This is a genomic window from Streptomyces diastatochromogenes, assembly GCF_002242805.1.
Taxonomy (GTDB): Bacteria; Actinomycetota; Actinomycetes; order Streptomycetales; family Streptomycetaceae; genus Streptomyces; species Streptomyces diastatochromogenes.
Genome location: NZ_MCGQ01000035.1, coordinates 24,967 through 47,135 on the forward strand (window position 1 = coordinate 24,967; position 22,169 = coordinate 47,135).

At 69.9% G+C, this 22,169-nt stretch carries 18 protein-coding genes; 15 read left to right on the forward strand and 3 right to left on the reverse strand.

Annotated features, from left to right (window positions below):
* The first annotated feature begins 16 nt into the window (after nt 1-16).
* The 6 genes from ruvB (at nt 17) to BEK98_RS34715 (ending at nt 8,121) form a co-directional block, all read left to right on the forward strand.
* A complete protein-coding gene (ruvB, locus tag BEK98_RS34685; RefSeq protein WP_094220711.1) occupies nt 17-1,081 on the forward strand; it encodes a Holliday junction branch migration DNA helicase RuvB in 1,065 nt (354 codons plus the stop codon).
* 176 nt (nt 1,082-1,257) lie between these two features.
* Nucleotides 1,258-1,764 (forward strand): preprotein translocase subunit YajC, encoded by a 507-nt coding sequence (gene yajC / locus BEK98_RS34690; RefSeq protein WP_094220712.1) that lies wholly within the window; start codon nt 1,258-1,260, stop codon nt 1,762-1,764.
* Nucleotides 1,765-1,904: 140 nt separating this feature from the next.
* Nucleotides 1,905-3,680 carry a protein translocase subunit SecD gene (secD, locus tag BEK98_RS34695; protein WP_208643317.1) on the forward strand — a complete coding sequence of 592 codons (1,776 nt, stop codon included), beginning with the start codon at nt 1,905-1,907 and terminating at the stop codon, nt 3,678-3,680.
* Nucleotides 3,681-3,683: 3 nt separating this feature from the next.
* Nucleotides 3,684-4,793: a protein translocase subunit SecF gene (secF, locus tag BEK98_RS34700; RefSeq protein WP_094220714.1), complete on the forward strand. Its 1,110-nt coding sequence runs from the start codon at nt 3,684-3,686 to the stop codon at nt 4,791-4,793.
* Nucleotides 4,790-5,338, forward strand: a complete 549-nt coding sequence (locus BEK98_RS34705) for an adenine phosphoribosyltransferase (RefSeq protein WP_094220715.1) — start codon at nt 4,790-4,792, stop codon at nt 5,336-5,338. The genes secF and BEK98_RS34705 overlap by 4 nt, the downstream gene beginning before the upstream one ends.
* A gap of 269 nt (nt 5,339-5,607) precedes the next feature.
* Complete coding sequence (locus BEK98_RS34715) at nt 5,608-8,121, forward strand: RelA/SpoT family protein (RefSeq protein WP_094220716.1); 2,514 nt, start codon at nt 5,608-5,610, stop codon at nt 8,119-8,121.
* Nucleotides 8,122-8,210: 89 nt separating this feature from the next.
* Here BEK98_RS34715 and BEK98_RS34720 read toward each other — a convergent pair whose 3' ends face one another.
* Together BEK98_RS34720 and BEK98_RS34725 are read right to left on the reverse strand one after the other, a co-directional pair.
* Complete coding sequence (locus BEK98_RS34720; RefSeq protein ID WP_094220717.1) at nt 8,211-9,440, reverse strand: DUF349 domain-containing protein; 1,230 nt, start codon at nt 9,438-9,440, stop codon at nt 8,211-8,213.
* Nucleotides 9,441-9,593: 153 nt separating this feature from the next.
* Entirely contained in the window at nt 9,594-10,418 is an 825-nt protein-coding gene (locus tag BEK98_RS34725; RefSeq protein WP_094220718.1) for a peptidylprolyl isomerase, read from the reverse strand.
* A gap of 179 nt (nt 10,419-10,597) precedes the next feature.
* Between BEK98_RS34725 and BEK98_RS34730 the strand changes: the two genes are divergently transcribed.
* From BEK98_RS34730 to rpsD, 5 genes are all read left to right on the forward strand, one after another.
* Nucleotides 10,598-11,305, forward strand: coding sequence for an MBL fold metallo-hydrolase (locus tag BEK98_RS34730; protein WP_094220719.1), 708 nt, complete (start codon nt 10,598-10,600; stop codon nt 11,303-11,305).
* 13 nt (nt 11,306-11,318) lie between these two features.
* The gene (hisS, locus tag BEK98_RS34735; RefSeq protein ID WP_094220720.1) at nt 11,319-12,581 is read left to right on the forward strand and encodes a histidine--tRNA ligase; all 1,263 of its coding nucleotides are present in this window, start codon (nt 11,319-11,321) and stop codon (nt 12,579-12,581) included.
* Between the two features lie 208 nt (nt 12,582-12,789).
* Entirely contained in the window at nt 12,790-13,446 is a 657-nt protein-coding gene (locus tag BEK98_RS34740) for a vitamin K epoxide reductase family protein (RefSeq protein ID WP_094220721.1), read from the forward strand.
* 61 nt (nt 13,447-13,507) lie between these two features.
* Nucleotides 13,508-14,863: a replication-associated recombination protein A gene (locus BEK98_RS34745; RefSeq protein ID WP_094220722.1), complete on the forward strand. Its 1,356-nt coding sequence runs from the start codon at nt 13,508-13,510 to the stop codon at nt 14,861-14,863.
* Between the two features lie 303 nt (nt 14,864-15,166).
* On the forward strand, nt 15,167-15,781 hold the full coding sequence (gene rpsD / locus BEK98_RS34750; protein ID WP_066996810.1) for a 30S ribosomal protein S4: 615 nt from the start codon (nt 15,167-15,169) through the stop codon (nt 15,779-15,781).
* A gap of 21 nt (nt 15,782-15,802) precedes the next feature.
* On the opposite strand, the gene BEK98_RS34755 is transcribed toward rpsD, so the two are convergent.
* The gene (locus BEK98_RS34755) at nt 15,803-17,968 is read right to left on the reverse strand and encodes an ATP-binding protein (protein ID WP_208643318.1); all 2,166 of its coding nucleotides are present in this window, start codon (nt 17,966-17,968) and stop codon (nt 15,803-15,805) included.
* Between the two features lie 136 nt (nt 17,969-18,104).
* On the opposite strand from BEK98_RS34755, the gene BEK98_RS34760 reads away from it, so the two are divergent.
* From BEK98_RS34760 to ruvX, 4 genes are read left to right on the forward strand one after another with little or no spacing between them, the layout of a single operon-like run.
* Nucleotides 18,105-18,581 (forward strand): DUF948 domain-containing protein, encoded by a 477-nt coding sequence (locus BEK98_RS34760; protein ID WP_244202107.1) that lies wholly within the window; start codon nt 18,105-18,107, stop codon nt 18,579-18,581.
* A 7-nt stretch (nt 18,582-18,588) separates the two neighbouring features.
* Nucleotides 18,589-18,936 carry a hypothetical protein gene (locus BEK98_RS34765; RefSeq protein WP_094220725.1) on the forward strand — a complete coding sequence of 116 codons (348 nt, stop codon included), beginning with the start codon at nt 18,589-18,591 and terminating at the stop codon, nt 18,934-18,936.
* Entirely contained in the window at nt 18,936-21,608 is a 2,673-nt protein-coding gene (alaS, locus tag BEK98_RS34770) for an alanine--tRNA ligase (RefSeq protein ID WP_094220726.1), read from the forward strand. The genes BEK98_RS34765 and alaS overlap by 1 nt, the downstream gene beginning before the upstream one ends.
* Nucleotides 21,609-21,633: 25 nt before the next feature.
* Nucleotides 21,634-22,098: a Holliday junction resolvase RuvX gene (ruvX, locus tag BEK98_RS34775; protein ID WP_094220727.1), complete on the forward strand. Its 465-nt coding sequence runs from the start codon at nt 21,634-21,636 to the stop codon at nt 22,096-22,098.
* The last annotated feature ends 71 nt before the right edge of the window (nt 22,099-22,169 follow it).

The following is a 22,169-nucleotide window of genomic DNA, read 5'->3' on the forward strand; positions in this document are numbered from 1 at the left end:
CACCGAGGCACATCACATGAACTGGGACGACACGACCGACACGTCCGCCGCCGAGCGGCTGGTCGGTGCGTCCGCCGACCGGGAGGACCAGGCCGTCGAGGCCGCCCTGCGACCCAAGGACCTCGGCGAGTTCATCGGCCAGGAGAAGGTGCGCGAACAGCTCGACCTGGTGCTGCGCGCCGCACGCGCGCGGGGTGCCACCGCCGACCACGTCCTGCTCTCCGGCGCACCCGGCCTGGGCAAGACGACCCTGTCGATGATCATCGCGGCCGAGATGGGCGCCCCCATCCGCATCACCTCCGGCCCCGCCATCCAGCACGCCGGCGACCTCGCCGCGATCCTCTCCTCCCTCCAGGAGGGCGAGGTCCTCTTCCTGGACGAGATCCACCGCATGTCCCGGCCCGCCGAGGAGATGCTGTACATGGCCATGGAGGACTTCCGGGTCGACGTCATCGTCGGCAAGGGCCCGGGCGCCACCGCCATCCCCCTGGAGCTGCCCCCGTTCACGCTGGTCGGCGCCACCACGCGCGCGGGGCTGCTGCCGCCCCCGCTGCGCGACCGCTTCGGCTTCACCGCGCACATGGAGTTCTACGAGCCGGCCGAGCTGGAGCGGGTCGTGCACCGCTCGGCGAGCCTGCTCGACGTCGAGATCGAGCCGAACGGCGCCGCCGAGATCGCCGGCCGCTCCCGCGGCACGCCCCGTATCGCCAACCGCCTGCTGCGCCGGGTGCGCGACTACGCGCAGGTCAAGGCCGACGGCCTGATCACCCGCGAGATCGCCGCTGCCGCCCTCGCCGTCTACGAGGTCGACGCGCGCGGCCTCGACCGCCTGGACCGGGCCGTTCTGGAGGCGCTGCTGAAGCTGTTCGGCGGCGGTCCGGTGGGCCTGTCCACGCTCGCCGTCGCGGTGGGGGAGGAGCGGGAGACCGTCGAGGAGGTCGCGGAACCCTTCCTGGTCCGGGAGGGCCTGCTCGCCCGCACCCCACGGGGCCGGGTCGGCACCCCCGCGGCATGGGCGCATCTCGGCCTGACCCCGCCCCGCTCGTCAGCTAACGGACAACAGGACCTGTTCGGGGCGTGATGGCTCCGTGACGGCGAGGGCAATGGCGGGAGCAGGAACTCAGGTGCCATGCTGAGCGTTGTTCCATGCGCGCGGACTCGCTTAGACTCCGCCGATGCCGCCCTTACGGACGGCGCCGACCAACCCCCATCCCCCAGGCCGCTCACCGCGCGGTCGCGCGAAGGAAATTCCGTCCCGTGAATGCCTTTACCCTTCTCCCCTTCATCGTGCTCATCGCGGCCATGTTCCTGATGACGCGCTCGGCCAAGAAGAAGCAGCAGCAGGCCGCCAGCATGCGGAACGAGTTGCAGCCCGGCTCCGGTGTCCGCACCATCGGGGGGATGTACGCGACGGTCAAGGAGGTCAACGAGGACACCGTCCTCCTCGACGCCGGACCGGGCGTCGACCTCCTTTTCGCCAAGAACTCGATCGGCGCCGTTCTCACGGACGACGAGTACAACCGCATCGTCCACGGCATCGAGCACGACCTGAAGTCCGACGCCGACATCGTCCCGGACGACGCCTCCTCCCTCACCGAGACCGACGAGTCTGCCGACGCCGCTGCCGCCGCCTCCGACGACCAGGCCGTCGACCTTGGTAAGAAGGACGCCACCGAGGACAAGGCCGACGAGGCCGACGAGGCCGCCGAGGCCAAGGCGGACGAAGAGCCGAAGAAGACCGACGGCGACACCGACGCGAAGTAGTCACGTCCGGGGTGCGCGGCGCGGCCTGACCGCGCCCCACGCACCCCGGGCGCGTCTGTTTTCCGCACGGGAGCCCGACACCATGTCATGGCCGACCGCGCCGACCGGGCGCGGGGCGGCCCGAGAGGGAGTACGAGAAGGTGGCAGCACCTAAGAAGGGCCGGAGCGCGAGCGCCCAGAGCAAGCCAGGGCGCTCGCTGGCCTTGATCCTGATCGCCATTTTGGCGCTCACCGGAGGGATGTTCGCCTCCGGGCACAAAACTCCGCGTCTCGGCATCGATCTCGCCGGTGGCACGAGCATCACGCTCAAGGCGAAGGCCGACCAGGGGTCCGCGATCAACAAGGCCAACATGGACACCGCGGTCGACATCATGAACCGCCGTGTCAACGGCCTGGGCGTCTCCGAGGCGGAGGTGCAGACCCAGGGGAACGACCACATCATCGTGAACATCCCCAAGGGCACCAACTCCAAGGAGGCCCAGCAGCAGGTCGGCACCACCGCCAAGCTGTACTTCCGCCCGGTGCTCGCCAGCGAGCCCACGGGCTCCGCCGCGCAGAGCCCCTCGCCGAGCGCGTCCTCCAGCGGCAGCGGCTCGCCGAGCCCGTCGAGCAGCGCCTCCTCCAAGGAGAAGGCGTCCTCGTCCTCCTCCGGGTCCCCGACGCCGACGGCCACCGCCACCTCGCAGGGCCGCGCGGTCACCGACGCCCTGAAGGCCGACGCCACGCCGTCGTCCTCCGGCTCCCCGAGCGCCACGTCGTCGCCCAGCCCGTCCGCGTCCTCCAGCGGCAGCGCCGAGGCCACCAAGCTCCAGGCGCAGTACGCCGCGCTGGACTGCTCCAAGCCCGCCCAGCGCGCCAAGGCCGGCACGAACGCCAAGCCCGGCGAGGCCACCGTGGCCTGCGGTGAGGTCAACAAGGTCTGGTACAAGTACGTGCTCGGCCCGGCCGCCGTGGACGGCACCGAGGTCAAGAAGGCCGCCGCGGTCTTCGACACCCAGGGTGCCTCCGGCTGGCAGGTCCAGATGACCTTCACCTCCAGCGGGTCGAAGAAGTTCGCGGACATCACCGCCGAGCTGGCCAAGAACCAGTCCCCGCAGAACGAGTTCGGCATCGTCCTCGACGGCGAGGTCGTCTCCAGCCCGTTCGTGCAGACGGCCATCTCGGGTGGTCAGGCGGAGATCTCCGGCCGCTTCACGCAGCAGGAGGCGCAGAGCCTCGCCAACATGCTGTCCTACGGTGCGCTCCCGCTGTCGTTCCAGGAGGAGACCGTCACCACGGTGACCGCCGCACTCGGCGGTGACCAGCTGCACGCCGGTCTGCTCGCCGGCGCGATCGGTCTCGCGCTGGTCGTGATCTACCTGATCGCCTACTACCGCGGTCTGTCGATCGTGGCCATGGCCTCCCTGCTGATCTCCGGGATCCTGACCTACGTGATCATGGCGCTCCTCGGCCCGGCCATCCACTTCGCGCTGAACCTGCCGGCCGTCTGCGGTGCCATCGTCGCCATCGGTATCACCGCGGACTCGTTCATCGTGTACTTCGAACGCATCCGGGACGAGATCCGCGAGGGCCGCACGCTGCGGCCCGCCGTCGAGCGTGCCTGGCCGCGCGCCCGGCGCACGATCCTCGTCTCCGACTTCGTGTCGTTCCTCGCCGCCGCGGTGCTGTTCATCGTGACCGTCGGCAAGGTGCAGGGCTTCGCGTTCACGCTCGGCCTGACCACCGTGCTCGACGTGGTCGTCGTCTTCTTCTTCACCAAGCCGCTGATGACGCTGCTCGCCCGCCGGAAGTTCTTCGCGGACGGCCACAAGTGGTCCGGCCTCGACCCGAAGAGCCTGGGCGCCCAGCCGCCGCTGCGCCGCACCCGCCGTCCCGCCGGTCCCGCCGCCGGCTCTGCCGACCCGAAGGAGGCGTGAGCGATGTCGAAACTCGGCAACCTCGGCGCTCGTCTGCACCGCGGCGAGATCAGCTACGACTTCGTCGGCAAGCGCAAGATCTGGTACGGCGTCTCGATCCTGATCACCATCACGGCCATCCTCGGCCTGGCGGTGCGCGGCCTGAACATGGGCATCGAGTTCCAGGGCGGCGCGGTCTTCACGACGCCGACGAGCATGAGCACGTCGGTCGCGAAGGCGGAGGAGTACGCGAAGTCCGCCTCCGGTCATGACGCGGTCGTCCAGAAGCTCGGCAACGGCAGCCTGCGCATCCAGATCGCCGGTATCGACACCGACAAGTCGGACCAGATCAAGCAGACGCTGGCCAAGGACCTGAACCTCAACCCGGAGAAGCTCGCCGCCGACCTGGTCGGCCCGAGCTGGGGCGAGCAGATCGCCAACAAGGCCTGGGAGGGCCTGGCGATCTTCATGATCCTCGTGGTGATCTACCTGGCGATCGCCTTCGAGTGGCGCATGGCCGTCGCGGCCCTCGTCGCGCTGATCCACGACATCACCATCACGACCGGTATCTACGCCCTGGTCGGCTTCGAGGTCACGCCCGGTACGGTCATCGGTCTGCTGACGATCCTCGGTTACTCGCTCTACGACACGGTCGTCGTCTTCGACAGCCTCAAGGAGCAGACGAAGGACATCACCAAGCAGACCCGCTGGACGTACAGCGACATCGCCAACCGGTCGATCAACGGCACGCTGGTCCGCTCCATCAACACCACCGTGGTCGCGCTGCTGCCGGTGGCGGGCCTGCTGTTCATCGGTGGCGGCTTCCTCGGGGCCGGCACGCTGAACGACATCTCGCTGTCGCTGTTCGTCGGCCTCGCGGCCGGTGCGTACTCCTCGATCTTCATCGCCACGCCGCTCGTCGCCGACCTCAAGGAGCGCGAGCCGGCGCTGCGGGCGCTCAGGAAGCGGGTCCTGGCCAAGCGTGCCCAGGCCGCAGCCGAGGAGGACTTCGCGGACGGGCGGTCCGCCGCCGGTGACGAGCCCGACGAGGCCGCTCCCGCCGTGGTGGGTCCCCGCAACCAGCCGTCGTCCCGCAGCCGGGGCCGCGGCCGCCCCTCGGGGAAGCGCCGATGACCGAGCTCGCAGAGATCACGACGCTGCTGCTCAGCCGCATCCGTGATGTGCCGGACTACCCGGAGCAGGGCGTGATGTTCAAGGACATCACCCCGCTCCTGGCGGACCCGGCGGCCTTCACGGCCCTCACGGACGCGCTGGCCGAGATCGCCACGAACACCGGCGCGACCAAGGTCGTCGGCCTGGAGGCCCGGGGCTTCATCCTGGGCGCCCCGGTCGCGGTCCGCGCGGGCCTCGGCTTCATCCCCGTACGCAAGGCGGGCAAGCTCCCCGGGGCGACCCTGCGTCAGGCGTACGACCTGGAGTACGGCTCGGCGGAGATCGAGGTGCACGCGGAGGACCTGTCCTCCGGTGACCGTGTGCTGATCGTGGACGACGTCCTCGCCACGGGCGGCACCGCCGAAGCCGCGATCCAGCTCATCCACCGGGCGGGCGCCGAGGTCTCCGGCCTCGCGGTCCTCATGGAGCTGGGCTTCCTGGACGGTCGTGCCCGTCTGGAGCCGGCGCTGAACGGGGCACCGCTGGAGGCGCTGCTCCAGATCTGACAGATCTGACAGGTCTGACGCAACCGAGCACCTGTGCTCCACGGCCGCTCCGGCACCACCGGGGCGGCCGTCGCCGTTCGGATGCGGGACACTCGCCCTATGCCGGGAAAACGTCTCGAAGTCACCTCCCGGAATCCCGCGGCAGCCCCTCGCGTTTCACCGGTAGACGGTCCTCACATCCGCCTGAAGGCGATGACTAGGCCCAGGATCGCTACCATGGGGTCTCCGGAGCCTGACCGGGGGACCCGGATCGCGCACGAGGAGTCCTCTTGCCAGACGAGGCCCAGCCACTGACCGCCGCCAAGCCCGAGCCCGCCTCGGCGCCCGCGGCCAAGCCCGCGCCGAACGCGTCGCACGCGAAGAGCGACGCCCGCGGGACGGTCGAGCACGCCCAGTCCGCGCCCGTCGAGAAGGCCGCCGAGGCCGCGCGTCCCAAACCGGTCCCACCCGTGCGCCCCGCCGCCGGCCAGCCCGCCCGCAGCGGCTCCTCCAACCGCGTCCGCGCCCGCCTCGCCCGCCTGGGCGTCCAGCGCGCGAACCCGTACAACCCCGTGCTGGAGCCACTGCTGCGGATAGTGCGCAGCAACGACCCGAAGATCGAGAACTCGACGCTCCGGCAGATCGAGCGTGCCTACCAGGTCGCCGAGCGCTGGCACCGGGGGCAGAAGCGCAAGAGCGGCGACCCGTACATCACGCATCCGCTCGCCGTCACCACCATCCTCGCCGAGCTGGGCATGGATCCGGCCACCCTCATGGCGGGCCTGCTGCACGACACGGTCGAGGACACCGAGTACGGCCTGGAAGACCTGCGCCGCGACTTCGGCGACGTGGTCGCCCTCCTCGTGGACGGCGTCACCAAGCTCGACAAGGTCAAGTTCGGTGAGGCCGCGCAGGCCGAGACCGTGCGCAAGATGGTCGTGGCGATGGCCAAGGACCCGCGCGTCCTCGTCATCAAGCTCGCCGACCGCCTGCACAACATGCGTACCATGCGCTACCTCAAGCGCGAGAAGCAGGAGAAGAAGGCGCGCGAGACGCTGGAGATCTACGCGCCGCTCGCCCACCGCCTGGGCATGAACACCATCAAGTGGGAGCTGGAGGACCTCGCGTTCGCGATCCTCTACCCCAAGATGTACGACGAGATCGTGCGGCTGGTGGCCGAGCGGGCGCCCAAGCGGGACGAGTACCTCGCCATAGTGACCGACGAGGTCCAGACCGACCTCCGCGCCGCCCGTATCAAGGCGACCGTCACCGGACGCCCGAAGCACTACTACAGCGTCTACCAGAAGATGATCGTCCGCGGTCGCGACTTCGCGGAGATCTACGACCTGGTGGGCATCCGTGTCCTGGTCGACACGGTCAGGGACTGCTACGCCGCCCTCGGCACCGTGCACGCGCGATGGAACCCGGTCCCCGGCCGGTTCAAGGACTACATCGCGATGCCCAAGTTCAACATGTACCAGTCGCTGCACACGACGGTGATCGGTCCCAACGGCAAGCCCGTTGAGCTCCAGATCCGCACGTTCGACATGCACCGCCGCGCCGAGTACGGCATCGCCGCGCACTGGAAGTACAAGCAGGAGGCCGTCGCCGGCGCCTCCAAGGTCCGCACCGACGTGCCCAAGGCCGGCAAGGGCAAGGACGACCACCTCAACGACATGGCGTGGCTGCGCCAGTTGCTGGACTGGCAGAAGGAGACCGAGGACCCCAGCGAGTTCCTGGAGTCGCTGCGCTTCGACCTGTCCCGCAACGAGGTCTTCGTCTTCACGCCCAAGGGCGACGTCATCGCGCTCCCGGCCGGCGCCACCCCGGTCGACTTCGCGTACGCCGTCCACACCGAGGTCGGCCACCGCACCATAGGAGCGCGGGTCAACGGCAGACTCGTACCGCTCGAATCCACCCTGGACAACGGCGACCTGGTGGAGGTCTTCACCTCCAAGGCGCCGGGCGCGGGCCCGTCCCGCGACTGGCTCGGGTTCGTCAAGTCGCCGCGCGCCCGCAACAAGATCCGGGCCTGGTTCTCCAAGGAGCGCCGCGACGAGGCGATCGAGCAGGGCAAGGACGCCATCGTCCGCGCCATGCGCAAGCAGAACCTGCCGATCCAGCGCATCCTCACCGGCGACTCCCTCGTCACGCTCGCGCACGAGATGCGCTACTCCGACATCTCCGCGCTGTACGCGGCGATCGGTGAAGGCCATGTCTCCGCGCAGAACATCGTGCAGAAGCTGGTCCAGGCGCTCGGCGGCGAGGAGGCGGCCACCGAGGAGATCGACGAGGCCGTCCCGCCGACCCGCACCCGCGGCCGCAAGCGGCGCTCCAGCGCCGATCCCGGCGTCGTGGTCAAGGGCGTCGACGACGTGTGGGTCAAGCTGGCCCGCTGCTGTACGCCCGTCCCCGGCGACCCGATCATCGGCTTCGTCACGCGGGGTAGCGGTGTATCGGTTCACCGCAGCGACTGCGTCAACGTGGAGTCACTGTCCCGTGAGCCGGAGCGCATCCTCGACGTCGAGTGGGCGCCCACCCAGTCCTCGGTCTTCCTGGTTGCCATCCAGGTCGAGGCACTGGACCGCTCCCGCCTGCTGTCGGACGTCACCCGCGTCCTGTCCGACCAGCACGTCAACATCCTCTCCGCGGCCGTCCAGACCTCCCGCGACCGGGTGGCCACCTCCCGCTTCACCTTCGAGATGGGCGACCCGAAGCACCTCGGCCACGTCCTGAAGGCCGTACGGGGTGTGGAGGGCGTGTACGACGTCTACCGCGTGACCTCGGCGCGCAGCCGGTCGTAGAACACGCACGCGGCGGCCGGTCGTAGGCACGCACGCGTAAGGGCCCCGTACGCCACGTACGGGGCCCTTACGCGTGGGAGGCGGGGATCTCAGCCGCCGAACTCCTGCAGGCCCTTCAGAGCCTGGTCCAGGAGCGCCTGGCGGCCCTCCAGCTCCCGCTCCAGCTTGTCGGCCTTGGAGTTGTTGCCCTGGGCGCGCGCCTGCTCGATCTGCGCCCGCAGCTTGTCCACGGCGGCCTGCAGCTGACCGGTCAGACCCTCGGCACGCGCGCGTGCCTCCGGGTTGGTCCGGCGCCACTCGGCCTCCTCGGCCTCCTGGATGGCGCGCTCGACCGCGTGCATCCGGCCCTCGACCTTCGGACGCGCGTCCCGCGGGACGTGGCCGATGGCCTCCCAGCGCTCGTTGATCGAGCGGAAGGCGGCCCGGGCGCCCTTGAGGTCCGTGACCGGGAGGATCTTCTCGGCCTCCCCGGCCAGCTCCTCCTTGAGCTTCAGGTTCTCCGACTGCTCGGCGTCCCGCTCCGCGAAGACCGAGCTGCGGGCGGCGAAGAACACGTCCTGGGCGCCGCGGAAGCGGTTCCACAGGTCGTCCTCGTGCTCGCGCTGGGCGCGGCCCGCGGCCTTCCACTCCGCCATCAGCTCGCGGTAGCGCGCCGCCGTCGGACCCCAGTCCGTCGAGCCGGAGAGCGCCTCGGCCTCGGAGACCAGCCGCTCCTTGGTCTTGCGGGCCTCCTCGCGCTGCGCGTCCAGCTGCGCGAAGTGCCCCTTGCGACGCTTGGAGAACGCCGACCGGGCGTGCGAGAAGCGGTGCCACAGCTCGTCGTCGGACTTGCGGTCCAGACGCGGCAGCCCCTTCCAGGTGTCCACCAGGGCCCGCAGCCGTTCGCCGGCGGCCCGCCACTGGTCGGACTGCGCCAGCTGCTCCGCCTCGACGACCAGGTCCTCCTTGGCCTTGCGGGCCTCGTCGGACTGCTTGGCCCGCTGTACCTTGCGCTCCTCGCGCCGGGCTTCGACCGTCGCCACGAGCTTGTCGAGGCGGGCCCGCAGCGCTTCCAGGTCGCCGACCGCGTGGTGCGCGTCCACCTGCTCGCGCAGGTGGTCGATCGCGGTCTGGGCGTCCTTCGCGGACAGGTCCGTCGTCTGCACTCGCTTCTCGAGGAGGCCGATCTCGACAACCAGGCCCTCGTACTTGCGCTCGAAGTAGGCAAGCGCCTCCTCAGGGGAGCCGGCCGCCCAGGAACCGACGACCTGCTCGCCGTCGGCCGTACGCACGTACACGGTCCCCGTCTCGTCGACGCGGCCCCACGGGTCGCTGCTCACAGCGCCTCCTCCACATGATGCCTGCGGGGGCCTCAGCGCCCCCGGGCATCGTCCACAGTTTCGTCACGGCCAACATAGGCGACCAGCGGGTTGCCTGTCCGCATCCAGCGCGACCGAATTCCGCAGTTGGCCGTGTTGAGCGTCGCTCCGGCGTCAGGACTTGGTGACCGTCGCCTTGTTGATCACGACCGTCGCGTTCGGGGCACCGTCACCGGCTCCCGTGTTCTCGCCGGCGGCCGCGATCTTGTTCAGCACCTTCATGCCCGCCGCGTCGATCGTGCCGAACGGTGTGTAACTGGGCGGCAACGGGCTGTCCTTGTAGACGAGGAAGAACTGGCTGCCGCCGGTGTGCTTCTGGCCGGTGTTGGCCATCGCCACCGTGCCCGCCGGGTACTTGTTGCCCTTCAGGCTCGCGTCCTTCAGGTTCTCGTCCGGGATCGTGTAGCCCGGACCGCCGCTGCCGACGCCCGTCGGGTCGCCGCACTGCAGCACGTAGATGCCGTTCGTGGTCAGGCGGTGGCACTTGGTGTGGTCGAAGAAGCCCTTGCCGGCAAGGAAGTCGAACGAGTTCACCGTGTGCGGGGCCGCCGACGTCTTCAGCGCGATGCCGATGTCACCGCACGTGGTCGCGAGCTTCATCGTGTACTTCGCCGACGTGTCGATCGACATCGCCGGCTCCTTCTTCCAGGTCTCCTTCTTGATCGAGCCCGCGGCCGGCTTCGCGCACGGGTCCGGCGCCTTGCTGGACGGCGTGGCGCTCGGCGTGACGTCCGCGCTCGCGTTGGTCTTCTTGTCGTCGTCGTTCTTCAGCACACCGGTCGTGTACAGCGCGACACTGCCGATCACGACCACGCCCAGCACCGACGCGATCACGGAGTTGCGCATGCGTGCCTTGCGCCGCGCGCTGGTGCGTCGCTGCTGCTGCCGCAAGAACTTCTCCCGGGCGAGCTGACGCCGCCGCTGCTCCTGGCTGACCACCGGGTTCTCTCCTCATGCGTGTCGTGTGTCGACCGGTACGCGTGCGTCCTGTGAGCCGACAGACGCGTGTAGCCCCGTACCGTATATGGGTTCGCTGAGGAAACGGCAGCGCCGGTAGTCTCTGGACCACGGGCGCCGCGCCCGTAAGCCCTCCCGTATCGACACAACGAAGGACGATCGTGCTCATTGCCGGGTTCCCCGCCGGGGCCTGGGGGACGAACTGTTATCTCGTCGCCCCCGCCGCCGGTGAGGAGTGCGTGATCATCGACCCGGGCCACCAGGCCGCCCAGGGCGTCGAGGAAGCACTGAAGAAGCATCGGCTCAAGCCCGTCGCCGTCGTCCTCACCCATGGCCACATCGATCATGTGGCCTCGGTCGTCCCCGTGTGCGGCGCGCACGACGTACCGGCCTGGATCCACCCCGAGGACCGGTACATGATGAGCGACCCCGAGAAGGCGCTCGGCCGGTCCATCGGCATGCCGCTGATGGGCGAGCTGACCGTGGGGGAGCCGGACGACGTCAAGGAGCTGACCGACGGCGCCGGGCTTTCGCTTGCCGGGCTGGAGTTCTCCGTCGCGCACGCACCGGGCCATACCAAGGGGTCGGTGACCTTCCAGATGCCCGAGACCGCGGACATCCCCTCGGTCTTCTTCTCCGGGGATCTGCTGTTCGCCGGCTCCATCGGACGCACCGATCTGCCGGGTGGCTCCATGGAGGACATGCTCGACTCGCTGGCCCGCGTGTGCCTGCCGCTCGAGGACTCCACCGTGGTGCTGTCCGGCCACGGCCCCCAGACGACCATCGGCCAGGAGCGCGCCACCAACCCCTATCTGCGGCAGGTGGCGGCCGGCCAGGGAGCCTCGCAGGCTCCCCGACGAGGAATGTGACGAGAGAGCTTCCGTGAGTACCTTTCAGGCCCCCAAGGGCACGTACGACCTGATCCCGCCGGACTCCGCGACGTACCTGGCGGTCCGCGAGGCGATCGCGGCCCCGCTGCGCAACTCCGGCTACGGCTACATCGAGACCCCCGGTTTCGAGAGCGTCGAACTCTTCGCCCGCGGTGTGGGTGAGTCCACCGACATCGTGACCAAGGAGATGTACGCCTTCGAGACCAAGGGTGGCGACAAGCTGGCCCTGCGTCCCGAGGGAACCGCTTCCGTACTGCGCGCGGCCCTCGAGGCCAACCTGCACAAGGCGGGCAACCTGCCGGTCAAGCTCTGGTACTCCGGCTCGTACTACCGCTACGAGCGCCCCCAGAAGGGCCGTTACAGGCACTTCTCCCAGGTCGGCGCCGAAGCGATCGGCGCCGAGGACCCGGCGCTGGACGCCGAGCTGATCATCCTGGCCGACCAGGCGTACCGCTCCCTGGGCCTGAGCAACTTCCGCATCCTGCTCAACAGCCTGGGCGACAAGGAGTGCCGGCCGGTGTACCGGGCCGCGCTGCAGGACTTCCTGCGCGGCCTGGACCTGGACGAGGACACCCGCAAGCGCACCGAGATCAACCCGCTGCGCGTGCTCGACGACAAGCGGGAGTCGGTCCAGAAGCAGCTGGGCGGCGCCCCGCTGCTGCGTGACTACCTGTGCGACGCGTGCAAGGCGTACCACGAGGAGGTCCGCGAGCTGATCACGGCGGCGGGCGTCTCCTTCGAGGACGACGAGAAGCTGGTCCGCGGCCTGGACTACTACACCCGCACCACCTTCGAGTTCGTGCACGACGGTCTGGGCTCCCAGTCCGCGGTGGGCGGCGGCGGCCGCTACGACGGCCTGTCCGAGATGATCGGCGGCCCCGCGCTGCCCTCGGTGGGCTGGGCCCTCGGCGTCGACCGCACGGTCCTCGCCCTGGAGGCCGAGGGCATCGAGCTGGACATCCCGTCCTCGACCAGCGTCTACGCGGTGCCGCTCGGCGAGGAGGCCCGCCGCGTCCTGTTCGCGAAGGTCACCGAGCTGCGCAAGGCAGGTGTCGCGGCGGACTTCTCGTACGGCGGCAAGGGCCTGAAGGGCGCCATGAAGAACGCCAACCGCAGCGGGGCCCGCTACACGATCGTGGCCGGCGAGCGCGACCTCGCCGAAGGCGTCGTCCAGCTCAAGGACATGGAGTCCGGCGAGCAGACGGCGGTCGGTGTCAACGACATCGTGGCCGAGCTGGAGTCGCGGCTCGGCTAGCCGCACACGCGCGCGTGGGCGCCGGACACCCCCCGGGGGGTGTCCGGCGCCTTTGTCGTAGGCGGCCGCGGGTGCTGTCCGGAAGCGAACAGGCGGCACCGGTCATACGTACATGCTTATGCGGAGCGAACGGTGCGCACCCAGGTGTGTGCGGCACAATGACCCGTGCCCGAAGATGGTCCAACTCTCAAGTGACGGAATCGGCGTGATGAGCAAGACGACAGTCAAAGACGTCTCCACGGAGCCCGGGCCCGAGCGCGCCGCCGACGCACCCCGCACGGTGGGCGGCAGCCGCGCCTTCGCCCTGCTGCTGGTGATCACCGGCGCTGCCGGACTGCTCGCCGCCTGGGTCATCACGATCGACAAGTTCAAGCTGCTCGAAGCCAAGGTCGAGGGCAAGACGTTCACCCCCGGGTGCAGCCTCAACCCGGTCGTCTCCTGCGGCAGCGTCATGGAGAGCAAGCAGGCCGCCGCCTTCGGCTTCCCGAACCCGATGCTCGGCCTGGTCTGCTACGGCATCGTCATCTGCGTCGGCGTGAGCCTGCTGGCCCGCGCCCGCTTCCCGCGCTGGTACTGGCTGACCTTCAACTTCGGCACGCTCTTCGGCGTCGCCTTCTGCACCTGGCTGCAGTTCCAGTCCCTGTACCGGATCAACGCGCTGTGCCTGTGGTGCTCGCTGGCCTGGGTCGCCACGATCACCATGTTCTGGTACGTCACCTCGTTCAACATCCGCAACGACTTCCTGCCGTCCCCGCGCTGGCTGAAGTCCTTCTTCGGCGAGTTCACCTGGGTCATGCCGGTCCTGCACATCGGGATCATCGGCATGCTGATCCTGACCCGCTGGTGGGACTTCTGGACCAGCTGACGGCACCCTCTCGCTGACAGCCCGGGCCGGGTTGTCAGTGCGGTGATTTAGGGTTCAAGGCGTGGAACCCGACCTGTTCACCGCCGCAGCAGAGGAACGCCAGGAGAAGGACCCGGCCGGCAGTCCCCTGGCGGTCCGCATGCGCCCGCGCACCCTCGACGAAGTGGTGGGCCAGCAGCACCTGCTCAAGCCGGGATCCCCGCTGCGCAGACTGGTCGGCGAGGGCAACGGCGGCCCGGCCGGACCGTCCTCGGTGATCCTCTGGGGCCCGCCCGGCACCGGCAAGACAACGCTCGCCTACGTCGTCTCCAAGGCCACCAACAAGCGGTTCGTGGAGCTGTCCGCGATCACCGCGGGCGTCAAGGAGGTCCGCGCGGTGATCGACGGAGCCCGCCGCGCCACCGGCGGCTTCGGCAAGGAGACCGTCCTCTTCCTGGACGAGATCCACCGCTTCAGCAAGGCTCAGCAGGACTCCCTGCTCCCCGCGGTCGAGAACCGCTGGGTGACCCTGATCGCGGCGACCACGGAGAACCCGTACTTCTCGGTCATCTCCCCGCTGCTCTCCCGCTCCCTCCTCCTCACCCTCGAACCCCTCACCGACGACGACATCCGGGGACTGCTGAAGCGGGCGCTGAGCGACGAGCGCGGCCTCAAGGCGGCCGTCTCCCTCCCGGAAGACACCGAGGACCACCTCCTGCGCATCGCCGGCGGCGACGCCCGGCGCGCCCTGACCGCCCTGGAGGCCGCCGCCGGGGCCGCCCTCGACCAGGGCGAGACGGAGATCAGCCTCCAGACCCTGGAGCAGACCGTCGACCGGGCCGCCGTGAAGTACGACCGCGACGGCGACCAGCACTACGACGTCGCCAGCGCCCTCATCAAGTCCATCCGCGGCTCCGACGTCGACGCCGCCCTGCACTACCTGGCCCGCATGATCGAGGCCGGCGAGGACCCCCGCTTCATCGCCCGCCGCCTGATGATCTCCGCCAGCGAGGACATCGGCCTGGCCGACCCCCACGCGCTGCCCATCGCGGTCGCCGCCGCCCAGGCCGTCGCCATGATCGGCTTCCCCGAGGCCGCCCTCACCCTCAGCCACGCCACCATCGCCCTCGCACTCGCCCCCAAGTCCAACGCCGCGACCACCGCGATCGGCGCCGCCATGGAGGACGTACGCAAGGGCCTGGCGGGATCCGTCCCGCCGCACCTGCGGGACGGGCACTACAAGGGCGCGGCCAAGCTCGGCCACGCGCAGGGCTACGTGTACCCGCACGACCTGCCCGAGGGCATCGCCCAGCAGCAGTACGCCCCGGACGCCCTCAAGGACCGCGAGTACTACACCCCGACCCGGCACGGCGCCGAGGCCAGATACGCGGACGCCGTCGAATGGACCCGCAAGCACCTCGGTCGCAAGCGGTCCTGAGCGCCCTGTAGACTTGCCCGAAGTGCTGAGTCCCGCGCAGTCAGAGTGGGACAACCAGCCGGAGATCCAGTCCCTCGGGACTGACTCCAGGAGCGTCGCGCACCGTCGAACGGTGTCGCGGGCAGCCCACCACCACCCGGAATCCCGGGAGAGGTCGGTGGGCCACTCGCGTGCTGCACGTATGTGCCCAGACCAGGGAAGCGGCTGCCCGGCAGGTCCCCTGCGGACCCGGCGGGTTTTCCCGGCTGCGGATGCGACCTCCCTAACTCTGACGAGCCGAAAACGACGAAAGAGATAGAGACAGTGGCGAACCAGTCCCGCCCCAAGGTCAAGAAGTCGCGTGCCCTCGGCATCGCGCTGACCCCGAAGGCCGTCAAGTACTTCGAGGCCCGCCCCTACCCGCCGGGTGAGCACGGCCGCGGCCGCAAGCAGAACTCGGACTACAAGGTCCGTCTGCTCGAGAAGCAGCGTCTGCGTGCGCAGTACGACGTGTCCGAGCGTCAGCTCGTCCGCGCCTACGAGCGTGCCTCCAAGGTCCAGGGCAAGACCGGTGAGGCCCTGATCATCGAGCTCGAGCGCCGTCTCGACGCGCTGGTCCTGCGTTCGGGCATCGCCCGCACGATCTACCAGGCCCGCCAGATGGTCGTCCACGGCCACATCCAGGTCAACGGCCAGAAGGTCGACAAGCCGTCCTTCCGTGTCCGTCCGGACGACGTCGTGCAGGTCCGCGACCGCTCCAAGGACAAGACGCTCTTCCAGATCGCCCGCGAGGGTGGCTTCGCCCCCGACGGTGAGACCCCGCGCTACCTGCAGGTGAACCTCAAGGCCCTGGCGTTCCGCCTGGACCGCGAGCCGAACCGCAAGGAGATCCCGGTGATCTGCGACGAGCAGCTCGTCGTCGAGTACTACGCCCGCTGACCCCAGCCCCGGCGCAGCACCTCAGCCCGCCGTCTCCCCGCCCTTCCGGGTGGGCGAGGCGGCGGGTCTGCTTTTCCCGGCGTCCCCGAGGGCGTGCGACACCGGTCCGCGCGGCGCGGGCAGCGCCTCCAACGGCCGTACACCGCCGCCGCCCAGCGCCCGGGCCACGGCAGCGTCCCGGTCCAGCCGCGCTCCCTCGCGTACGCACTCCTCGTACCGCGCGTCGCCGAGCGCCTGCCGGGCCGTCGCCTCGCACAGCTCGTGCGGGGCGTTGTAGTACGCCGAGCCGAACAGCTGCAGCCCCACCGACGGCCACATCCGGCCCGCGGCGCCCTGCAGGACCGCCGCCTCGGCCGGGTCGCCCTGGGCCGCCGTCACCAGGGCGAGCAGTTCCAGGGACAGCACCGAGCCCAGCAGATCGTGGAAGGCGTGCGCGTTGTCCAGACAGTCCGCGAGCAGCTCCCGTGCGCCGGCCGGATCCCCGTCCCGCCAGGCCGCGTAGGCCAGTACGTACAGCGCGTACGACCGTGCCCACCGCTCCCCGTGGTCCTCGCACACCCGGCGCACGTCCTCGCAGAGCCGCACCGCGTCCGCCAGGTCCCCCTGGAACGCCCGCGTCATCGCCAGCTCGACCTGGCCCATCAGCACGTTGCTGTTCAGCTCGCCGATCTCCTGGTAGCGGTCGAGCGCCGAGCGCAGCAGCGTTTCTGCGCGCGCCATGTCGTCCGTGACCAGGGCCAGACAGCCGGTGCGGTGCTCCGCGTACGCCACCGCCGTCAGGTCCGCGACCCGCTCCGCCTGTACCCGGCACTCGCGCAGCGCGGCCAGCGCCGGCACGGTGTCGCCCTGCAGGATCGCCACATAGCCGAGCACCCACAGCGCCTTCAGCCGGGACTGCTCGTACTCAGACTCCAGCTCCACGCTGCGCTCCAGCCAGCGCCGCCCCTCCGACAGCCGCCCGCAGCCCGCCCAGCAGAACCACAGTGAGCCCGCCAGATACTGGCCCAGATGCGCCTCGTCCGGCTCGGTCAGGCAGAACTCCAGGGCGGTGCGCAGGTTCGGCAGCTCGATCTCGATCCGTGCGGCCACCTCGCGCTGCCGGGGCGAGAACCAGTCCAGCTCGCACCAGGTCGCCAGGCCCAGATACCAGTCGCGGTGCCGCCGCCGCAGCCGTACCGCGTCCCCCGTCGCCTCCAGCCAGTCGGCGCCGTAGGCCCGGACCGTGTCCAGCATCCGGTAGCGGGGGCCCGTCGGTGTCTCCTCGCGGGAGATCACCGACTGCGCGAGCAGCTCCGCGAGCACGTCCAGGACGTCCTCGGCGGCCAGCCCGTCCCCGCTGCACACGTACTCGGCCGCCTCCAGGTCGAAGGTCTGCGCGAACACCGAGAGCCGCGCCCACAGCAGCCGCTCGGCCGGAGTGCACAGCTCATGGCTCCAGCCGATCGCTGTGCGCAGCGTCTGATGGCGGGGGAGGGCGTCCCGGCCGCCGCCGGTCAGCAGCCGGAACCGGTCGTCAAGACGCTCCAGCAGCTGAGCCGGTGACAGCGCCCGCAGCCGTCCCGCGGCCAGCTCAAGAGCCAGCGGGATCCCCTCCAGCCGGACGCACAGCTCCCGCACCACCGGGCAGTCACCCGTCTCCAGCCCGTGCTGCCGGGCCCGGTCCGCGAACAGCTCCACCGCCTCGTCCTCGGCGAGCGGTGCCAGCGGGAACAGCCGCTCGCCCGTCAGGCCCAGCGGACGCCGCCCCACGGCCAGCACCCGCAGCCCCGGCAGCCTGCGCAGCAGCTCGGACACCAGCTCGGCGCAGGCCCCCACCAGGTGCTCGAACCCGTCCAGCACCAGCAGGACGCGGCGGCCGGCGAGACGGTCGAGCAGGATCTCCCGGGGCAGTCGGGTGGTGTGGTCGGTCAGCCCCAGCGCCTCCACGACCGCGTACTCCACGAACTGCGGATCCCGGACCGGCGCCAGCTCGACCCGCCACACCCCGTCCGGCGGCGCCGACCGCGCCGCCGCCCGTACGGCCAGCCGGGACTTGCCCACTCCGCCGACCCCGGTCACCGTCATCAGCCGGGCCGCCTCCATCGCCTCGGCCAGCTCGGCGAGTTCGGCCGAGCGCCCGACGAAAGAGGTGAGTTCAAGGGGCAGATCGCCGTCCGCGGACGGGCCGGGGCGCTGAGGACCTCGCATGGGACACGGAGCGTACTGAACCGTGTTCATTCCGTACAATCGCTTCCCGCAACTCCGCCGTCCGCCGACCCGTAATCCGGTACGGAGCGCCACCCGTGGCGCGATAGGCTCGGTGCACTGCTTTTTCATGGTTCCGATGTTCAGAGCACGTTTCAGGGAGCGGGTGCGCACAGTGTCCGGTGGAGAGGTGGCCGGGATCCTGGTGGCCGTCTTCTGGGCGATCCTGGTCTCCTTCCTCGCCGTCGCACTGGCGAGGCTGGCCCAGACGCTCAAGGCGACCACCAAGCTCGTGGCGGACGTGACCGACCAGGCCGTCCCGCTGCTCGCCGACGCCTCCGCGGCCGTGCGCTCCGCGCAGACCCAGATCGACCGGGTCGACGCGATCGCCTCCGACGTCCAGGAGGTCACGTCGAACGCCTCCGCGCTGTCGACCACCGTCGCCTCCACCTTCGGCGGCCCGCTGGTCAAGGTCGCGGCCTTCGGCTACGGCGTGCGCCGGGCGATCGGCGGCCGCAAGGAGAACGTGCCCGCCAAGGAGCCCAGGCGTACCGTGATCGTGGGCCGTACGGTCCCGGCGGCACGGAAGCGGAGCAACCGGGGAAAGAAGGACTGACCGAGCGATGTTCCGCCGTACGTTCTGGTTCACCACGGGTGTCGCCGCCGGTGTGTGGGCCACCACCAAGGTCAACCGCAAGCTGAAGCAGCTGACCCCCGAGAGCCTCGCCGCGACCGCGGCCAACAAGGCCCTGGAGACCGGTCAGCGCCTGAAGGACCGCGCGGTCGGCTTCGCGCTCGACGTCCGCGACAACATGGCGCAGCGGGAGTCCGAGCTGGAGGAGGCGCTGGGTATCCAGGAGAACCCCGAACTCCCCGCGCCCCGGCGGTACGCCGCCATCGAGAACGACCGCAGCAACCCGAAGTACATCGAGAACACGACGTACTCGTACAACCGGAATGAGGACCACTGATGGAGTCGGCCGAGATTCGCCGCCGCTGGCTGAGCTTCTTCGAGGAGCGCGGGCACACCGTCGTCCCTTCGGCGTCGCTCATCGCGGACGACCCGACTCTGCTCCTCGTCCCCGCCGGCATGGTGCCCTTCAAGCCCTACTTCCTTGGTGAGGTCAAGCCGCCGTTCGACCGCGCCACCAGCGTGCAGAAGTGCGTGCGCACGCCCGACATCGAAGAGGTCGGCAAGACCACGCGCCACGGCACGTTCTTCCAGATGTGCGGCAACTTCTCCTTCGGCGACTACTTCAAGGAAGGCGCCATCAAGTACGCCTGGGAGCTGCTCACCAGCCCCCAGGACAAGGGTGGTTACGGCCTGGAGCCGGAGAAGCTCTGGATCACCGTCTACAAGGACGACGACGAGGCCGAGCGCATCTGGCACGAGGTCGTCGGTGTGCCGAAGGAGCGCATCCAGCGCCTCGGCATGAAGGACAACTACTGGTCCATGGGCGTCCCCGGACCCTGTGGCCCCTGTTCCGAGATCAACTACGACCGCGGCCCCGAGTTCGGCGTCGAGGGCGGCCCCGCCGTCAACGACGAGCGGTACGTGGAGATCTGGAACCTCGTCTTCATGCAGTACGAGCGCGGCGAGGGCATCGGCAAGGACAACTTCGAGATCCTCGGCGAGCTGCCGAGCAAGAACATCGACACGGGCCTCGGCATGGAGCGCCTCGCCATGATTCTGCAGGGCGTGCAGAACATGTACGAGATCGACACCTCCATGGCCGTCATCAAGAAGGCCACCGAGCTGACCGGCGTGGCCTACGGCGACGCCCACGACTCGGACGTCTCGCTGCGTGTGGTCACCGACCACATGCGTACGTCGGTGATGCTCATCGGCGACGGTGTCACCCCCGGCAACGAGGGCCGCGGCTACGTCCTGCGCCGCATCATGCGCCGCGCCATCCGCAACATGCGCCTGCTGGGCGCCACCGGTCCGGTCGTCCTCGACCTGGTCGACACCGTCATCGCCATGATGGGTCAGCAGTACCCGGAGCTGGTCACCGACCGCGAGCGCATCGAGAAGGTCGCCCTCGCCGAGGAGAACGCCTTCCTCAAGACGCTGAAGGCCGGCACCAACATCCTCGACACCGCCGTCACCGAGACCAAGCAGGCCGGCTCCACGGTGCTGCCCGGCGACAAGGCGTTCCTGCTCCACGACACCTGGGGCTTCCCGATCGACCTCACCCTGGAGATGGCCGCCGAGCAGGGGCTGTCCGTGGACGAGGACGGCTTCCGCCGCCTGATGAAGGAGCAGCGGGAGCGCGCCAAGGCCGACGCCCAGGCCAAGAAGACCGGCCACGCCGGCGCCGGTGCCTACCGCGAGATCGCCGACAGGACCGGCGAGACCGACTTCATCGGCTACACCGACACCGAGGGCGAGACCACGATCGTCGGCATCCTCGTCGACGGCGTCTCCTCTCCGGCCGCCACCGAGGGCGACGAGGTCGAGATCGTCCTCGACCGCACCCCGTTCTACGCCGAGGGCGGCGGCCAGATCGGCGACACCGGCCGCATCAAGGTCGACTCCGGTGCCGTGATCGAGATCCGCGACTGCCAGAAGCCGGTCCCGGGCGTGTACGTCCACAAGGGTGTCGTGCAGGTCGGCGAGGTCACGGTCGGTGCCAAGGCCCACGCCTCGATCGACCACCGCCGCCGCAAGGCCATCGCCCGCGCCCACTCGGCCACCCACCTGACCCACCAGGCCCTGCGCGACGCCCTCGGCCCGACGGCCGCCCAGGCCGGTTCCGAGAACCAGCCCGGCCGCTTCCGCTTCGACTTCGGCTCCCCGTCCGCCGTCCCGACGGCCGTGATGACCGACGTCGAACAGAAGATCAACGAGGTGCTCGCCCGCGACCTCGACGTGCACGCCGAGATCATGGGCATCGACGAGGCCAAGAAGCAGGGCGCCATCGCCGAGTTCGGCGAGAAGTACGGCGACCGGGTCCGCGTCGTGACCATCGGCGACTTCTCCAAGGAGCTGTGCGGCGGCACGCACGTGCACAACACCGCCCAGCTGGGCCTGGTGAAGCTGCTCGGCGAGTCCTCCATCGGCTCGGGTGTCCGCCGTATCGAGGCCCTGGTCGGCGTCGACGCCTATAACTTCCTCGCCCGCGAGCACACGGTCGTCGCCCAGCTCCAGGAGCTGATCAAGGGCCGCCCGGAGGAGCTCCCGGAGAAGGTCTCCGCCATGCTCGGCAAGCTGAAGGATGCCGAGAAGGAGATCGAGAAGTTCCGCGCCGAGAAGGTGCTGCAGGCCGCCGCCGGTCTCGCCGGGTCCGCCAAGGACATCCGCGGCATCGCCCTGGTCACCGGCCAGGTCCCGGACGGCACCACGCCGGACGACCTGCGCAAGCTGGTCCTCGACGTGCGCGGCCGCATCCAGGGCGGCCGGGCCGCCGTGGTCGCCCTCTTCACGGTGAACAACGGCAAGCCGCTGACGGTCATCGCCACCAACGAGGCCGCCCGCGAGCGCGGTCTCAAGGCCGGTGACCTGGTCCGTACCGCCGCCAAGACCCTCGGCGGCGGCGGTGGCGGCAAGCCGGACGTCGCCCAGGGCGGCGGCCAGAACCCGGCCGCCGTCGGCGAGGCCGTCGAGGCCGTCGAGCGACTCGTCGCCGACACCGCCAAGTGACAGCCGAGTAAGGAAACGGTCGGAAATGCGCAGAGGACGCCGACTCTCGATCGACGTCGGGGACGCCCGGATCGGGGTCGCCTCGTGTGACCCCGACGGGATCCTCGCCACTCCGGTGGAGACCGTCCCCGGCCGGGACATCCCGGCCGCCCACCGCCGGCTCAGGCAGCTGGTGGAGGAGTACGAACCGATCGAGGTCGTCGTCGGACTCCCTCGCTCCCTCAAGGGGGGCGAGGGCCCCGCCGCCCTGAAGGTCCGCACCTTCGCCCAGGAACTCGCCAAGGGCATCGAGCCCGTTCCGGTCCGGCTGGTGGACGAGCGGATGACGACCGTGACGGCCAGTCAGGGACTGCGTGCCTCGGGGGTGAAATCCAAGAAGGGCCGGGCCGTCATCGACCAGGCAGCAGCCGTCATCATCCTGCAGCAGGCCCTGGAATCCGAACGGGTGTCAGGTAAAGCACCCGGCGAGGGCGTCGAAGTGGTCATCTGATCGCGATACGGTAACGTTCCGCGCGATGCGGCGGTGTTCGAACAGCCGCCGCACAGCAAGAGGCGGAACGG

What these genes read in the sequence shown, in the direction of transcription:
- ruvB (WP_094220711.1), top strand. Translation starts at nt 17, where the DNA reads ATGAACTGGGACGACACGACCGACACGTCCGCCGCCGAGCGGCTGGTC.
- secF (WP_094220714.1), top strand. Translation starts at nt 3,684, where the DNA reads ATGTCGAAACTCGGCAACCTCGGCGCTCGTCTGCACCGCGGCGAGATC.
- BEK98_RS34705 (WP_094220715.1), top strand. Translation starts at nt 4,790, where the DNA reads ATGACCGAGCTCGCAGAGATCACGACGCTGCTGCTCAGCCGCATCCGT.
- BEK98_RS34740 (WP_094220721.1), top strand. Translation starts at nt 12,790, where the DNA reads ATGAGCAAGACGACAGTCAAAGACGTCTCCACGGAGCCCGGGCCCGAG.
- BEK98_RS34755 (WP_208643318.1), bottom strand. Translation starts at nt 17,968, where the DNA reads ATGCGAGGTCCTCAGCGCCCCGGCCCGTCCGCGGACGGCGATCTGCCC.
- BEK98_RS34760 (WP_244202107.1), top strand. Translation starts at nt 18,105, where the DNA reads ATGTTCAGAGCACGTTTCAGGGAGCGGGTGCGCACAGTGTCCGGTGGA.
- BEK98_RS34765 (WP_094220725.1), top strand. Translation starts at nt 18,589, where the DNA reads ATGTTCCGCCGTACGTTCTGGTTCACCACGGGTGTCGCCGCCGGTGTG.
- alaS (WP_094220726.1), top strand. Translation starts at nt 18,936, where the DNA reads ATGGAGTCGGCCGAGATTCGCCGCCGCTGGCTGAGCTTCTTCGAGGAG.
- ruvX (WP_094220727.1), top strand. Translation starts at nt 21,634, where the DNA reads ATGCGCAGAGGACGCCGACTCTCGATCGACGTCGGGGACGCCCGGATC.